A 15,378-nucleotide genomic window follows, 5' to 3' on the forward strand; every position below is an offset into this window, starting at 1 on the left:
ATATTTTGGAAAGAATTACGAATTCGTAATTCCTGATTCGTAATTCTTCATTATTGTATCTTATTATACTTCAGCGGCATTCCTGGTTTCAGCTGGAGGATACCGGTAGTGATAACGGTATCTCCCGGTTGCAGTCCGCTGGTGATCTGAACCGAGCTTTCCGTGCGCAGGCCTGTTTCCACTATTACAAATTTGGCGGTGCCTTTGTCTGCAACAATTACTTTTTTATCGCGGGTACCTGGAATAACGGCTTGTGAAGGGATCATCATGGCGTCTGGCAGGTCTTTCAGTATAATTTTCACTTTAGCAAAGGAGCCCGGGAAGAGTACACCATTATTATTAGGAACGATGGCCCGGAGTTTCACGGTGCGGGTGGTCAGGTCTATTTTAGGATCGATGGCGTAGATGCTGCCTTTATATTCTTTGGTATCGCCGGCCACATAAAAATTCACCTGGTCGCCATTTTTTATAGCGTTACGGTATTTTTCGGCTACCGCGAAGTCCATTTTTAATGGATCTATCTGTTGGAGGGTGGTAAGAATGGTGGCGGAAGACACAATGGCGCCTTCGCTGACATTCCTCAATCCGAGCTTCCCGCTGAAGGGGGCACGGAGTTCTGTTTTCTGCAGTTGCGTTTGGGTATAGTCCATATCGGCTCCGTAGGCGCTTACCTGGTTGCGGGTCACATCTACGTCCTGTTGGCTGATACCATTTATTTTAAGCAGGTTTTCCTGGCGTTCGAGGGTAGTTTTGGCCAGTTGCTGCTGTAATTTCAGCTTTTGAAGCTGGGCTTTAAGGTCTTCGTCGTATAATTTTACGAGGAGGTCTCCTTTTTTAACGGAAGTTCCTTCTTTAAAATAAAGGTGTATGATGCGGCCATTGATTTCGGGTTTCACCTCTACTTCCTCATTGCTTTGCAAGGTGCCGCTTGCTTCAATAGATTGGTCGAGCCGGGATGTTTTAACTACCCAGGCATCTGTGAGCAGTACTTTAGCACCGCCGCCTTTAGCCCCGGCGGCGCCGGCAGTTGGTTCGCCGGTCTTATTGCCGGCTATTTTCTTGTAAACGAGGAAGATGACGATACCCGCTACGACCAATAATATTATTGAACGAACGGTCTTTTTGGTGATGGCCATATCTATTTTTTATAGCTGTTAGCTTTTGGCTGTTAGCGTTTAGCGAAAATGCAGCGAATATTAGCTACTGGTTCCGGTTTATCAGCTTCAGGCAAAAGCGGTAAATGTTAGCTGTTAGTTCCTGGTTTGTTAGTTTTTAGCAAAAGAGCAGCGAATACAGTACCTGGAAACAGGCTATTCATACTACTGGTCTCATAAGCCGGACAAATTTACGCATTGAGGGGCCTGAAAGCTACCGGCAACTGTTAAATAGCGTTAAGGCTTTAGATAAGTGGCTAAATAGCCGGTTGAATGGAGATATTTTAAGATTTATATATTTTGAATTTGGGAGATTGGCGTATTTGTCCCGAAAAAGGCGACTTTTGTGGTAAAATATGCAAATCTGTAAACCTGCCAGGATCAAAATTATATAAATTCTTTTATTAACAAAGCAATGAATATGTTTACTGTACTGGGTTTGGTGGGATTGGCCCTATTGGAGCGCCTTTAAAATTCGGGCTATCTGTTGGCAATTCAATAAAAATTATATTTTTGCAGTCAAGTTTTAAACCAAAAACACTTAAAATTATGTCAGACATTGCATCAAGAGTTAAAAAGATCATCATTGACAAATTGGGCGTTGACGAAGCCGAGGTAACTCCTGAAGCCAGCTTCACCAACGACTTAGGCGCTGACTCTTTGGATACGGTAGAACTGATTATGGAATTCGAAAAAGAATTCAACATCTCCATTCCTGACGAACAAGCTGAAACTATTACTACTGTTGGCCAGGCAGTTGCTTACCTGGAAGAACATGTAAAATAATCCTCCTAATCAGAATTGTTTTAATGCAACCAAGACGAGTTGTCGTTACAGGTTTAGGCGCTCTTACACCGCTCGGCAATTCCGTAGCTGATTTTTGGCACGGATTGACGAACGGTGTATCCGGCGCGGATTTTATCAAGCAATTTGATGCTTCCAAGTTTAAAACTCGTTTTGCTTGTGAACTGAAAAATTTTGATCCTGCTAACTACCTGGACAAAAAAGAGGCCCGTAAAATGGACCCCTTTACACAAACGGCTGTAATTGCCGCAGATCAGGCGATACTGGACGCCAATATCAATAAAGACAAGATCAATGCTGATCGTGTTGGGGTGATATGGGGTACCGGTGTTGGAGGTATGATCAATTTCAGTAACGAACTGAAAGAGTTCCACACAGGGGATGGTACACCCCGCTTCAGCCCATTCCTTATTCCAAGGCTTATTCTTGATATCGCGGCCGGGTATATTTCTATCCGCCATGGTTTCAGGGGGCCCAATTTTTCCGTTGTATCTGCTTGTGCATCTGCTACTAACGCTATTATAGAGGCAATGTACAGTATCCGATATGGTAAAACTGACATGGTTATTACCGGAGGATCGGAGAATGTCATCAACGAACCTTGTGTTGGCGGATTTAATGCCATGAAGGCCCTTTCGGAAAGAAATGATGACCCTAAAACTGCTTCCCGCCCCTTTGATCTCGACCGCGATGGTTTTGTCATGGGAGAAGGAGCTGGTGCCCTGGTACTGGAATCGTTAGAACATGCACAGGAAAGAGGCGCCAGGATATATGCAGAGTTAGCCGGCGGCGGCGCTACCGCAGATGCGTATCACATCACTGCCCCCCATCCGGAAGGACTGGGCGCATTGAATGTAATGCGTAACGCTTTGGCAGATGCCGGTATGCAGGCTGATGAAATCGATTATATCAACGTTCACGGTACTTCCACTCCGTTGGGAGATATTGCCGAAGTAAAAGCCATTCAGAGCGTTTTTGGCGAGCACGCATATAAAATGAACATCAGCTCTACAAAATCCATGACTGGTCACTTACTCGGGGCTGCCGGCGCCGTTGAATCTATAGCCGTAATTATGTCAATCCTCGATGGCATAGTTCCTCCTACGATCAACCACTTCACTGACGACCCGCAGTTAGACCCGAAGCTGAATTTTACTTTTAATATCGCACAAAAGAGAGAAGTAGGCGCCGGATTATCCAATACCTTTGGTTTTGGAGGACATAACGCCTCCGTGATTTTCAAAAAATTCGTTCCTTGATCCTGATTGTGTGAATTTACTGCCAGGTTTTTTATATCGACTAGTTTCCAAAAAACGGCACTTATATAAAGAGCTGCACAACCTGTTGGGTTTTCCCCCAGGCAACTTTGCCCTTTATGAAGTGGCCCTGAGCCATCGTTCCAGTAAAGAAAAATTCCTGGAAAGCAACGAAAGGCTGGAATACCTCGGTGACGCCATTCTCGGTGCCATTGTGGGAGACTATCTCTTTAAAAAATATCCCTACAAAACAGAAGGTTATTTAACGGAGATGCGATCCAAAATCGTTAACCGGCAACAGTTAAATGACATCGCCATCAAAATGGGACTGCGCAAGCTGACCATCTACGATAAATACAACAGCTTTCTCAAAATCAGCCAGATATTCGGCAACACCCTCGAAGCCCTGGTTGGCGCCGTTTACCTCGACCGCGGTTACAATAAAACCCAGCAGTTCGTTCACAAACGCATTATCATGCCATACATCGATATGGAAATGTTGGAAACCGTGGAAATGAACCACAAAAACAAACTATACGGCTGGGCCAATAAAAATGGCAAAACCCTCGAATTCGAATTACTCGAGGAACAAATGGATAATGGCCGGCGTATATTCACTGTGGGGGCTGTGGTAGACGGAGAACTGATCTGCAGCGGTAAAGCCTTTAATAAAAAAGATGCCAGCCAGATTGCCGCCCAGCAAGCCATTATACAACTTGGACTGGGCGACTAAACTCGTCGGCTGATTATTCCTGCATCATTCTGCCACATTCAATTATCCTCCGCTTGCTAAGAGCTAACAGCTAATGGCTAACAGCTCCTCTATCTCACCGGATGCCTTAATATCGTTTTTAATTTCTCCGGTGCAGTTTTCCTGTAGTCGGATAAGTAAATTTCATGATGACGCCCGTTCATTTGCAAGCCTCTCTGCTGCATGAAATCCTCCATCTTTTTCAATGAACCCGGCTCCTCGCTAAAAGGGCCTGTGTGCAACAATTGTATACACAACCCCTCTTCTATATGCTTGAAATCTACTGCACGGATATAAACCGATTTCTTCTTCTTTTCTGCCGACAGTACTGCCTCTGAAAATTGTTGCCTTGTTACTTCATCCGGCATCCGGATAGCCAGCTCATAATGCCACTGGTCCCTGGGTACCTGTAACGGATCAACGCTATTGTCATCTACCCACCAGAAGCCCTCCAGTTTACTTACGGTAAAATCCCGGCCTTTTTGTTTGCTGCTGAACTTAATGCCGTAAGCTACCGCATACAAAGCGGCAGTAACTTCTCCAAATGCAGCACCATTGGGATCTCCCTTGCCAGATATAGTAACAAAAAGACCTTTTTCTATGGTAACCAGCTCCGGGATGCCGGTTGCTGTATAGTATTGTTTGAATGTTTTAGTTAAATCCAGTTTATTCATGTTTGTTAATGTTAGCTGTATATCAAAAACAAATGTGATCAGAAGCAACCATCCCAGGTATATGTAAGTTTTCATTTGTGAAAGGTTGAATTCCTGTTGTTGGTATAGCCAATAATGGGTACAGGCGCCCGTTCCCGTACCCACTATCCTGCTATACTATCCCAATTTGCACATTGGTAATGTTCTTTTCCGGATGCTCAAAGTTGTAGCGCAGGTACTGCTCCCGGGTATAGCCATTCATTTGTAAGCCCAGCATTCCCATACCGGCAAACAGTTTACCGTAAGTGTTAGCCAGGAGATCCCAGGAACCGTGATGCTGCATACCTACACACTTGAATGGCGGCAATGTTTCACACTGCCAGGGTGCGGTAACGGGTTTTACTTCGGTAACCGGTAGTCCTATATCCAGTGTAAATACGGTGTCCGGCTGTCCATCGAAGCCATGATAGTGCCATTGCGGTGCGCCACAGATCTCCAGCCCGGCTTCCACTGCCTGTTGATACACCACTTTAATAGCGGTACGTACCAGCTCTATCATACCTGCATAATTAGTTTCGTAACGACGATAGAAGAAATGAAAAGGGAGGGTGTTTTCCAGTTCTGTACCTGCTGATCCGGCATCAAAAAAGCTGAACCAGAACTTAAGCTGTTCGTTCTCCTGTAAATCAAAGTGGTTAAAGATAGCTTTGGTAAACGCTACCATAGCGGTAGCGCTGGCAGTGATGATCTGGCTGGCAGCAACGGCGGGGCTGTTATCATAGAAATCGCCTCCTTTATAGGCCGGCGCCAGCGCCTTGAGTACCTCAGCGTGATTGCTGGTATGGGCAATGTTATCAAGGAAGCCATGTTGCGCCAGTAATACGGTGGCGCCGCAAATGGCGGCTACTGTTTTTTGGCGGTCCAGCAGCTGTTGAACCAGCGGTAGTACTTCTGTATTGGCGCCCTGTTCCATAGGCGCACCGCCGGGGAGGATCAGCAGGTCAATATCCGCTTTCATGGCCTGTTCCAGGCTGGCCTGTGGTTGTACCGGCAGCTTGCCCCCGGAAGTAACGGGTTGCCCGTTCAGTGAAAAGGTAACAATGTTAATATCAGTAAAGGAACCAATGCCATACATAGGAAGTGCCGGTTCCCAGTCAGAATAGCCATCGAAGAGGAATACGTAGCAGTTGTCGAGCTTTTTCATATTGTATCTTTTTTGATAACAATACAAAGCAACAACCGGGCAGTGACAACCTTATGTCAGCAGCATTTTAAAAAACTAAAAATGATGATCATGAAGCTCCTTCACCAGGTCCTGGATAGCTGTTTTGAGCTCCTGCGGCTGGATCACCTTTGCATGGTTCCCGAGCATGATAATCCACCTGGCAAAGTGTCCCAGGTGAGCGTGTAGGAAGGTAAGCTCGGTTTGGTCGCCGGTCACCTTTTCCTCCATCAGGCCATAGTAGTATTTCTGGTCGCGGATGTATCGCATGATGTCATTATCAATGACTATTTTAATAAGGTAGGCGTTTTCCTCCCTGTTCCGTTGGCGCTGTTGTTCCAGGTAATTTTGGAGGGAGGGGTGCTTATCCTTCCGGTAGGACGTGGAAAGTACTGTGAGCTTACGTATCCGGTCTACCCTGAAATCCCGATAGCCCTGTCTGAGCCTGCAAAAGCCTATCAGGTGCCAGTTATGGCTGATATGAAAGATGCCTATGGGTTCTACCTCCCGCCTGGTAGCTACTTCTTCCTGCAGGGAAAAGTATTCCATGCTGACCACCTGGGTCATACCAAGTGCCTGCTGTATATCCGATAAAAAACGGTTGGGGAACTCTTCGGCTTCCGTTTTGGCGGGTTGATACCGCAATACCGCAATGTTTTCATCCAGGGATTCCAGGTAATCCTTCTCGCTGCCACGGAGTACGGAGCGTATCTTTTCCATCGCCAGGCTGAATTGCTTTTTGTTGCTGTGATCGCTGAATTGCTCCATGAGCTTTTCACCGGTAAGCAATGCTGCCGCCTCTTCTTTCGAAAACATCACCGGTGGCAGGTGATAGCCCTCCACAATGTAATAGCCGGTTCCGGCCTCCGCCCCAATAGGCACACCAGCCTCCTGCAGGGCCTTTACGTCCCGGTAAACTGTTCTTAAGCTAATGTTAAAACGGTCGGCTATTTCAGCAGCCCTGACTATTTTTTTACCCTGTAGTTGTATGAGAATGGCGGTAAGACGGTCAATGCGATTCATGGAAGCAATTAATTCAGGGTACGAATTTCGGCCTCCGGAAATTATTTTCAGAAAATTTTTTAAACCAATTAAACTTTAGTCAAAGCAGACCGTCTTAAATACATCATTATCTCCTGATAAACGATAGGATACCGGAAAATGACAATGGAGACTTTCGGGAGATCATCAACACAATGCTACAGTACAGAATATAGGTTAAATGGTAAGTCCCTGCAATTTCTTGCGGGGACCGGTTTTTTATAGCGGTTAGCTATTAGCTTTTAGCACTTAAACCTCGATACCTACTATTTCTCTCTAAACTACCAGCTACTGCGACATCAACAAATTTGCTAACAGCTAACAGCTAATGGCTAACAGCTCTAGTAGCTCATCTCATTTAACTTCACCTTACCCCGGAAAGTCCAGAACAGGAAAGTGGTATATCCAATAACCATAGGGGTGCCAATAGCGGCAATCAACAACATAATTTTTAAGGATTTTACGGAAGACGCAGCCGCATAAATACTGATGCTGTAGGCCGGATCTGTGGTAGATATTACAATATTGGGATATAATCCAACTGCAAACAGGATCAGTAAGCAGGCCGTAATAATACAGGAGTAAAGAAAAGCAGTATAGTACTTCCGGGCATCCACGTTCCTTTTAATATTAAGCAGGATGAGTACCGCCAGCATGGGTAGACCAAATAACTGCGGATGCGATTTAAACTGATGCGTCATATGAGGTACATAAATAAGGGTAGCCATCGACGTTAGTATAAAGCACAGGATAAAAAATTTGCTGCAGTTGTTTACAATCACTGTGAGCCGGGTATACAGCCGGTTTTCTGTTTTCATGACCAGGTAAATAGCGCCATGCAACATAAACAATGATAACGTGGTAAACGATATCAGTATCGCGTAGGGATTAAAGAATGAAAGCAGTGTGCCGGTAAATTCATGTTCCTTGTTGATAGGCAGCCCGTGTATCAGGTTTCCCAATACCAATCCCAGTAACAGGGTAATGGCCGTACTGGAAACGGTGTAGCTGATATCCCACATTTTCCGCCACCACAGCCAGGGTTCCTTGCTCCTGAATTCTATGGAAATAGCCCGGAAAATCAGGGCTACCAGGAATAGCATAAAGGGAACATAAAAGGTAGATAACACCACGCCATACACCAGCGGGAAGCCGGCAAACAGGGCGCCGCCCGCAATGACCAGCCATACTTCATTACCATCCCATACGGGACCGATAGCGTTAAGTACCAGGCGCCGGCTTTCTTCTTTCTTAAAAAACAGGTGTAATGAACCTGCTCCCAGGTCAAAACCATCCAGCACACCATAACCAGTGATCAATCCGCCGATCACTAAAAACCACCAGGTGGGAAGATCCAGTCCGAGTATTGTTTCCATACTGCTATAATTTTGTTGGGTGGTAAGTAATATTATCATGGTAATAGCCATGGTATTCTGTTTCGGCATTCTCTGAAATATCAGGACCATGCTGTATTTTCCGGGTCAGCAAATAAATGAAGAGCGTAAACAGCAACATATATACCAGTGTAAATAATATCAGGGAAAACATCACCTGGTCGGCGGTTACCTTGCGGGACAACGCATCTGAGGTGCGCAGCAGTTTATACACTACCCAGGGTTGCCGGCCAACCTCTGCGGCATACCATCCTACCTGGTTGGCGATCTGCGGCAGTAATACTGCCCAGGCGAAGATGGTCATCAGCCAGCGCTGGTTGAATAATTTTTTTCTCCATAATAGGAACACTGCCAGCAGCGTAAGACCGATCAGTATCATTCCAATGGAAATCATGAGGTGATACATCTGGAAAACGAAGTTCACTGCTCCGGGCCGGTCTTCTTTTGGCGTTGCCCTCAAACCCTCCACTGGCGCTGAAAAACTGCCATGTGCGAGGAAGGAAAGGCCTCCCGGAATTTTGATACCGGTTGTTTGCTCCTTTTTATTATCTACCCAGCCAACAATATACATGGGCGCTACGGCGGAACTATCATAATGTCCTTCCATGGCGGCTAATTTGGCTGGCTGATATTTGCTGACGTAATGGGCGGAGCGGTGACCGGTAAAAAGTTGCATTAGAGCAGCAATGACAGCTACTCCCAGCCCTACTTTGAACATGGCTTGTGCATGTTCTGTAAAACGCCGTTTTAATATATACCAGGCGGCTACGCTCATAACGAGAAAGGAGCCGGCGAGGAAAGATCCTATAATAACATGTGAAAAGCGATCTACAGAAGAAGGGTTAAATACCATTTCCCAGAAATCCGTTACTACCGCGCGGGCCTGCAGATCATGGCCTTCTATGCGGAAGCCGGTAGGCGTTTGCTGCCAGGAGTTGGCAATCACGATCCATAAAGCCGAAAAAATGGAGCCCAAAGCCACCATGCAGGTAGAAAAGAAATGGACACCTTTATTGACCCGGTTCCAGCCAAACAATAATACCCCGAGGAAGGCCGATTCCATGGCAAACGCAAAAATACCTTCTGCTGCCAGCGCACTTCCAAAAATATCGCCTACGTAATGAGAGTAAGTGGCCCAGTTGGTGCCGAATTCGAATTCCATCACAATGCCCGTGGCTACACCAATACCGAAGATCAGGGCAAATATTTTGATCCAGTAACGGGTAATGTCTTTATAAAGCGCGAGCCCCGTTTTAAGATACAGCCCCTCCATAATGACCAGGCAAAGCCCCAGTCCTATGCTCAACGGAGGATAGATGTAATGAAAGGCGATGGTAAATGCAAACTGTATTCTGGATAGTATTTCTACGGAAGGCATAATATAAAATTATTGATGCAAAGGTAGTTGGTGAAGATATCCATGAAACTGATGTTTGTCATGTATTGATAAAAATATAATGTTATCATCACCTTAACAAGTAAATAACCGGTTTATCCCTTTGTTTTTACTATCTTGAAACAATAATTTTAGTGTAATGGTTTACTTGATATAGCGTCCTGCCGTAGCGCAGGACGTTTATATTTTATTGTCAGTTAGCTGATTTCAATTACTACTTTCCCGAAATAGCTGCCGCTGCCCATATGTCTGAATGCTTCCTGCGCCTTGCTTAGTGGGAATACGCTGTCTATTACCGGGTGGATATTATTTATTGCAACAGCGGCCGCCAGTTCCCGGAAGCTTTGCACACTGCCAACAGAATAACCCTGTAAACGGATGTAGTTGCCTACAATGGAAAACAGGTCCAGCGGTAATTGTGCGCCTCCTATAAATCCTACGAGCCCTACAAAACCATTGTACCCCACAGATTTCACGGAATTAAGGATGGTGGGTGCGCCGGCAATATCGAGTGTGGCGTTTACACCGGCGCCGCCGGTAATACGCTTTACTTCTTCATGCCAGTCGGGATTTTTTTTATAGTCGATGACTTCATGCGCTCCCAGCGCCTGTAGTTTCTTTAGTTTTTCAGGGCTGCTGCTGGTGGCAATTACCCTGGCGCCCGCTGCCAGCGCTATTTGCATAGCAAAAAGAGAAACACCGCCGGTTCCTTGTGTGAGTACGGTTTGTCCGGCTTTGATACCGGCAAAGCTCATCAACCCTGTCCAGGCCGTAACACCGGCAACGGGTAACGTGGCCGCCTCTACGCTGCTGAGGTTAACAGGCGTGCGTACTAATGCATATTCAGGAATTACGGCGTATTCTGCCAACAGCCCCGGAGTGCTTACACCGGTTCTGATTTGGTCGGTGGCGGCAGTGGCCTGCCCGTTTTGCCATAACTGGTTGTATTGAATCATCACCCGGTCGCCTGTTTTCCATTGACTCACTTTATCGCCCACAGCTGCTACCACGCCGGCGCCATCGGAAGTAGGAATACGGGGCAAAGGTAACTCTTTGCTATAGGTGCCGGTAGCCAGGGCTACGTCGAGATAATTCAGGGAGGCCGCCTCTATTTTTACCAGTACCTCATGAGGGGCCGGTGTGGGCGTAGGTATTTCTTTGAGTTGTAAACTTTCCAGTCCGAATGCGACCTGTTGTATTGCTTTCATAAGAATTTTTTTTCTGCTACAAAATTGCAGACTAACTTCACATAAGACAAGTATGCACCATTTGGGAATGTAGATACCATTTGGATACTATTGCTGAAAATCAATGCTGAAAAAATGAAGAAAACAGGAAAAAATATTCATAGCGAAACGATTTGCGCAGTAGACTATGCTTTTCAACGTATTGGAGGCAAGCATAAAGGCCGGGTAATTTATCACCTGAGAAATGGGGTAAGAAGATATGGAGAACTACGGCGCTTATTAACCGGGATCACTGCTAAAATGCTGACGCAGGTATTACGCGAACTGGAGCAGGACAACCTGGTAACGCGCCATGTATACCTGGAAGTGCCACCCAGGGTGGAATACCAGCTAACTGATACCGGAAGGGAACTGCTGCCCTTTATTATACTACTAAGTGAATGGGGCCGGAAACAGATGGGGATGGAAACAGCTGTTAGCTGCTAGCTTTTAGCTTTTAGTAAATGCAGCGGAGATTATATTATGTTGGTCTCCGCTGCATTTACTAAAAGCTAACTGCTAACAGCTAGACCATTGCTTCAAATTCTTTCTTCCTTTCACGGTACTCTTCCATTGTGAAGTTATATACAACAGAATCACGTTTGTTTTTATTAGCCACAAAGTGACAAGCGTGGATATATGGTTCCGCAATATTCAGTTTATCCAGCGGCGTTACTACCAGCAATTGCAGATTTAGCTGCCCGCAATACTCCATGAGATAGTGACTTTTTTCCGGATCCAGTTTGCTGAAAGCTTCATCCACCGTGATAAAGCGGAGACTGCGGTGTTGCCTGTTGGCTTCATTGATACCAAATTGATAGGCAATAGCAGCTCCCAGGATGGTGTAAGTGAATTGTGCCTTTTCTCCACCGGAAAGGCTGGCGGTATCTTCGTAGTATTTGAAGGCCTTGTTATCGGCAACATAAAACTCTTTGGCGCCAAAGTCGAGCCAGTTACGGACATCGGTTACCTTACGCCGCCATGCTTCATTTTGCTGTAATTCACTGATCAGGACTTTTATATTTTCAAACAACTGATCGCCATAGGCCTCATCTTTTTCCATGTGATATTTATAGGAATCAGGAACGGCGCTGCTGAGTTTTTCTTTGAAATTCCGGATCTCTACATCTCTTACGTGGCGGCATTCCAGCTGCAGGTAGGTATCCGGATTTTTGTTGAAGGTGATGTTGCGTAGTGGTTCATTCAGGTCTTCCATCACTTCACGGATCAGGTCTTCCTGGCCGTATATCCATGCCCGGTAGTTGGTGATGGCGTTGAGCATACTGGTATCCATGTATTTACGGAAGCGTTCCTTATGTTCAATGAGGCGCTGAAATTTTATGTTTTCATACAGGGAAGTAAACTCATCCAGGTATTTCACATGTGGTTGCAGATCGCTTACATCGCCAAGCCATTCCGGGTAGGTATCGTGAATGGCTTTGGGCGGCATCACAAAGGCCGATAGTTGGCGCGTTATCTCTGCTTCTTTTTCGGCCGTCTGGCGCATCGCATCCTGCAGCGTGGCTTTTAAATTGTCGTCGGCACGTTTACGGTAAGAAGCCAGCTCCAGGGCTGTTTCAGCTGGTTCGGTGAGCGACAGGTCTGTCAGGTATTCCAGTACGTATTGCAGGGAAACGTCATCGAGTTTATTCACCTTCAACTGGTTGAAGTGGCGCAGTTTTTCTGCTGCCTTGTCATCCAGCCGGCCTTTTTCCTGGAGGGTTCTTTCCTTTTCTTTTTCTTTGGTCTGCAATTGCGCGGTGATATCGTCGAGCTGATCGCAGATCACCTGGTATTTATCACTGGTTTTGAGCAGCTGTGCTTTTTCCCGCGCGAATGATTCGATTACGCCGGCATGTGATTGCCAGCTGATTTCGCTATAGTTACGCAGCGACAGGAAGGCATTCAGCAGCGTGTTGGTAGTAGCAATGGCTTTGCGACTGTTTTCCAGCTGTGAAATACTGTGCTGCAGTGTTTCTATATTGTTATTGCATTCGTCCTGTTCTTCTTTTAACAGGCGCAGTTTATTTTTATTATTCCAACCTAATACATAGTTGTTTTTCTGAGAACGGTTCGCGCGGTCATCTTTTTCATGACGTGTAGCCTGCCGCGTTAGTCCGTTGGAGGTAACCGCTTTTCGGGAGCGGTTAAATACCGTCATATCATCTGTGCAGGTATAGTCAAACTGGTCAAGCAGCTGGTTCTGTAACCATTCTTTGAAGATGGTGCCGGGTTTGATATCGATTTTCTGTAACAGGCTTTCTTTTTCAGAAGGCATCCGCAACATGGTATAACTCTCGTCCTCTACTTTGTGGTATACGAGGCGGGTTTGCAGGTTGTTGGAATTGATATACCGGTTAATGTCTGTGATATATTCTTCCGGTACAAGCAAGCGCAGGCCGAAGTTGTGTAATACTTTTTCGATAGCGCTTTCCCAATGGCTTTCCGCATCTTTTACTTTGATCAGTTCGCCGGCAAAGGGGAGGTCATCTTCCTGTACATCCAGCATATCTGCCAGCTGCTGGCGGATGCGGATCAGTTCATAGGGAATATTATTTTTCCGGTTGAGGAAGGAGTCGATTTCTTCTTCGAGACGCGAGGCTTGTGTTCGTTCAGCGGTAAGACTGCTTTTATGATGGAACATTTCCTCCTGTAATGTTTCCAGCTGTTTATCGTATCCTCCTTTCAGTTGCTCAGCGCCGGTAATATTTTCATGAAATTGTTGTTCATCCGGGTTGGGAGCGAGCTCCAGCCGGTCGGCCAGCATATTGTATTCTTCCATCTTATTACGTTTGGCTTCGAGGGCCTTTTGTTCGTAGTGGATGGATTTTTCGATAGAGCGCAGTTGTTCGTCTACGCTGTTATTGGCTTTCTGGGCTATCAGCTCGTCTTTACGCAGGTTGAGTGATTGCAGGTGCTCGTTGATACCGGTGAGGGTACTGCCGGTTACCAGTTGTTCTTTTTGCAGTACTTCCAGTTCATTTTCCAGGATATCTTTTTCCTGTTTGTTGAACCAGGCCGGGAGGATGTCCTGCAGCATCTGCAATTCCCTGTTGCGGTCCTGGAGTTCTTGCCAGGCGGTTTTGTTATCGATAATGGGGGCCAGCATTTTCAGCTGGGTTTCATCTTTCTGGATAGCGCGGTGACTGGACAACAAGCTGTCGTAGTTTTCGCGCAGTTTGATGAATTCGGATTCGGCGTCAGTTTCTTCCAGCATCTGGCTGCGGATGAAGGTATTGAGGTCGCCGAGTACTTTGATACCTACGGTTTGGTTAAAGAGAGAAAGCGCTTTTTCACTTCTCAAACCGAATATATTACTGAAAAGGGCGGCGTATTCCTTAAAGCTGTCGGTGATTTCTGTTTTGGGAAATTCGACGCGCAGTTTCTTTTTCCAGTCTCCTTTCATATCAAATTTTCCATTGCCGAAGTGGTCGTGGATATTGAGTTTATGAGGAGAAACGATGAATTGTCTTTTGAGTTCTCCGGAATGCCATCTCACCTGTGCCAGGGTGATTTGGTGCATGGTTGCTGCGTTATAGAAGTAGGCGAGCAATACGGAGTACGGGTTGTTTTCCTTATGCCGGAGCTGTTCAGTTTTTGACTGGAGTGAGTCTTCGGAAAATGTTTTACCATAGTAGCCCCAGAAATAGGATTCTTCGCCGCGGTCTTTCCGTTGTTCCGTACCGGATGATTGGTTATAAAAGCGTTTGCCGGCGGGCACGAGTAGTGTCAGCAGGGCGTCGATGAGTGTTGTTTTACCGCTACCGTTGGCGCCGGTGAGCAGGGAGGTTTGGCCATTGGTGTTGAGCCGGTATATTTTATTATGGAACGTGCCCCAGTTGTATATTTCAAGATATTGTAACCGGAACCCGCTTTCTTTAGAATCACTGTTGAACAGGGTTGACATGCAATTTTAGTTTTGATTTTATTTCTTCCAGTTTCTCGTTGTTGACCAGTGCTTTGATCACCCTTTTTACCTCATATTGATGCATTTCCTTATTGGCAGCGTCTTCCCGGGTAGTTTTCAGAATGCCTATGTTCAGCAGGCTGTTGATAGGTTTGTTAAGATCTTTGAGCAGTTTGGATTTATTGTTACGTTCTTTGAAGAATAGCGTAAGTCTTTCCTTGATTTCTTTTTGTGTCATGAACAGCCTGGTGCCGTTGCCTTTGATATCGAATTCATCGAGGGCTTCGCGCAGTACGATGCATAGCAGTGTAGCTTCGTAGGTAAGCCTGGTTTTTCGCATGAGGCGCGGCAGTGGTTTGTCCCCGGTTTCATCTGCTTCCGGTTGCAGGATACGGGCAAACCCATCGCTTTCATTGATGATGAGTTGTAAGCCTACCTGGTGGAGGTATTTGCTGAGTTCTGTTTGCCAGCCCAGGAGGTCTTTCCAGTAAGATTTATCTTCTTCGTACACGGGGCCCTGCATGAGTTTGAGGAACACGTGCGCAAAAGGAGAAATATTTTTTTCGGCCATACT

Annotated in this window: 13 protein-coding genes; 4 read left to right on the forward strand and 9 right to left on the reverse strand. The window is 46.0% G+C overall.

The window, feature by feature from the left end:
- Positions 1-50: 50 nt before the first annotated feature.
- Complete coding sequence (locus tag KE626_RS03060; protein ID WP_211971405.1) at positions 51-1,136, reverse strand: efflux RND transporter periplasmic adaptor subunit; 1,086 nt, start codon at positions 1,134-1,136, stop codon at positions 51-53.
- Positions 1,137-1,703: 567 nt separating this feature from the next.
- Here KE626_RS03060 and KE626_RS03065 point away from each other — a divergent pair.
- The 3 genes from KE626_RS03065 (at position 1,704) to rnc (ending at position 3,947) form a co-directional block, all read left to right on the forward strand.
- Positions 1,704-1,940: an acyl carrier protein gene (locus KE626_RS03065; protein WP_012788038.1), complete on the forward strand. Its 237-nt coding sequence runs from the start codon at positions 1,704-1,706 to the stop codon at positions 1,938-1,940.
- 23 nt (positions 1,941-1,963) lie between these two features.
- Positions 1,964-3,217 (forward strand): beta-ketoacyl-ACP synthase II, encoded by a 1,254-nt coding sequence (gene fabF, locus KE626_RS03070; RefSeq protein ID WP_211971406.1) that lies wholly within the window; start codon positions 1,964-1,966, stop codon positions 3,215-3,217.
- A gap of 85 nt (positions 3,218-3,302) precedes the next feature.
- The gene (rnc, locus tag KE626_RS03075) at positions 3,303-3,947 is read left to right on the forward strand and encodes a ribonuclease III (protein ID WP_249207218.1); all 645 of its coding nucleotides are present in this window, start codon (positions 3,303-3,305) and stop codon (positions 3,945-3,947) included.
- A gap of 89 nt (positions 3,948-4,036) precedes the next feature.
- Here the strand turns inward: rnc and KE626_RS03080 are convergent, their stop codons facing one another.
- From KE626_RS03080 to KE626_RS03105, 6 genes are all read right to left on the reverse strand, one after another.
- Positions 4,037-4,639, reverse strand: coding sequence for a GyrI-like domain-containing protein (locus tag KE626_RS03080; protein WP_211971407.1), 603 nt, complete (start codon positions 4,637-4,639; stop codon positions 4,037-4,039).
- A 151-nt stretch (positions 4,640-4,790) separates the two neighbouring features.
- Positions 4,791-5,822 carry a DJ-1/PfpI family protein gene (locus KE626_RS03085; protein ID WP_211971408.1) on the reverse strand — a complete coding sequence of 344 codons (1,032 nt, stop codon included), beginning with the start codon at positions 5,820-5,822 and terminating at the stop codon, positions 4,791-4,793.
- A gap of 75 nt (positions 5,823-5,897) precedes the next feature.
- Positions 5,898-6,863, reverse strand: coding sequence for a helix-turn-helix transcriptional regulator (locus KE626_RS03090; RefSeq protein ID WP_211971409.1), 966 nt, complete (start codon positions 6,861-6,863; stop codon positions 5,898-5,900).
- A gap of 359 nt (positions 6,864-7,222) precedes the next feature.
- Positions 7,223-8,257 carry a cytochrome d ubiquinol oxidase subunit II gene (gene cydB / locus KE626_RS03095; protein WP_211971410.1) on the reverse strand — a complete coding sequence of 345 codons (1,035 nt, stop codon included), beginning with the start codon at positions 8,255-8,257 and terminating at the stop codon, positions 7,223-7,225.
- A 4-nt stretch (positions 8,258-8,261) separates the two neighbouring features.
- A complete protein-coding gene (locus tag KE626_RS03100) occupies positions 8,262-9,653 on the reverse strand; it encodes a cytochrome ubiquinol oxidase subunit I (protein ID WP_211971411.1) in 1,392 nt (463 codons plus the stop codon).
- Positions 9,654-9,868: 215 nt separating this feature from the next.
- Positions 9,869-10,879, reverse strand: coding sequence for a zinc-dependent alcohol dehydrogenase family protein (locus KE626_RS03105; RefSeq protein WP_211971412.1), 1,011 nt, complete (start codon positions 10,877-10,879; stop codon positions 9,869-9,871).
- A gap of 114 nt (positions 10,880-10,993) precedes the next feature.
- Here KE626_RS03105 and KE626_RS03110 point away from each other — a divergent pair, with 114 nt between their 5' ends.
- Entirely contained in the window at positions 10,994-11,344 is a 351-nt protein-coding gene (locus KE626_RS03110; protein WP_211971413.1) for a winged helix-turn-helix transcriptional regulator, read from the forward strand.
- 79 nt (positions 11,345-11,423) lie between these two features.
- Here KE626_RS03110 and KE626_RS03115 read toward each other — a convergent pair whose 3' ends face one another.
- Together KE626_RS03115 and KE626_RS03120 are read right to left on the reverse strand one after the other, a co-directional pair.
- A complete protein-coding gene (locus KE626_RS03115) occupies positions 11,424-14,804 on the reverse strand; it encodes an ATP-binding protein (protein ID WP_211971414.1) in 3,381 nt (1,126 codons plus the stop codon).
- The gene (locus KE626_RS03120) at positions 14,782-15,375 is read right to left on the reverse strand and encodes a DUF4194 domain-containing protein (RefSeq protein WP_211971415.1); all 594 of its coding nucleotides are present in this window, start codon (positions 15,373-15,375) and stop codon (positions 14,782-14,784) included. The genes KE626_RS03115 and KE626_RS03120 overlap by 23 nt, the downstream gene beginning before the upstream one ends.
- Between the last annotated feature and the right edge of the window lie 3 nt (positions 15,376-15,378).

The organism is Chitinophaga hostae (assembly GCF_018224885.1).
Taxonomy (GTDB): domain Bacteria; phylum Bacteroidota; class Bacteroidia; order Chitinophagales; family Chitinophagaceae; genus Chitinophaga; species Chitinophaga hostae.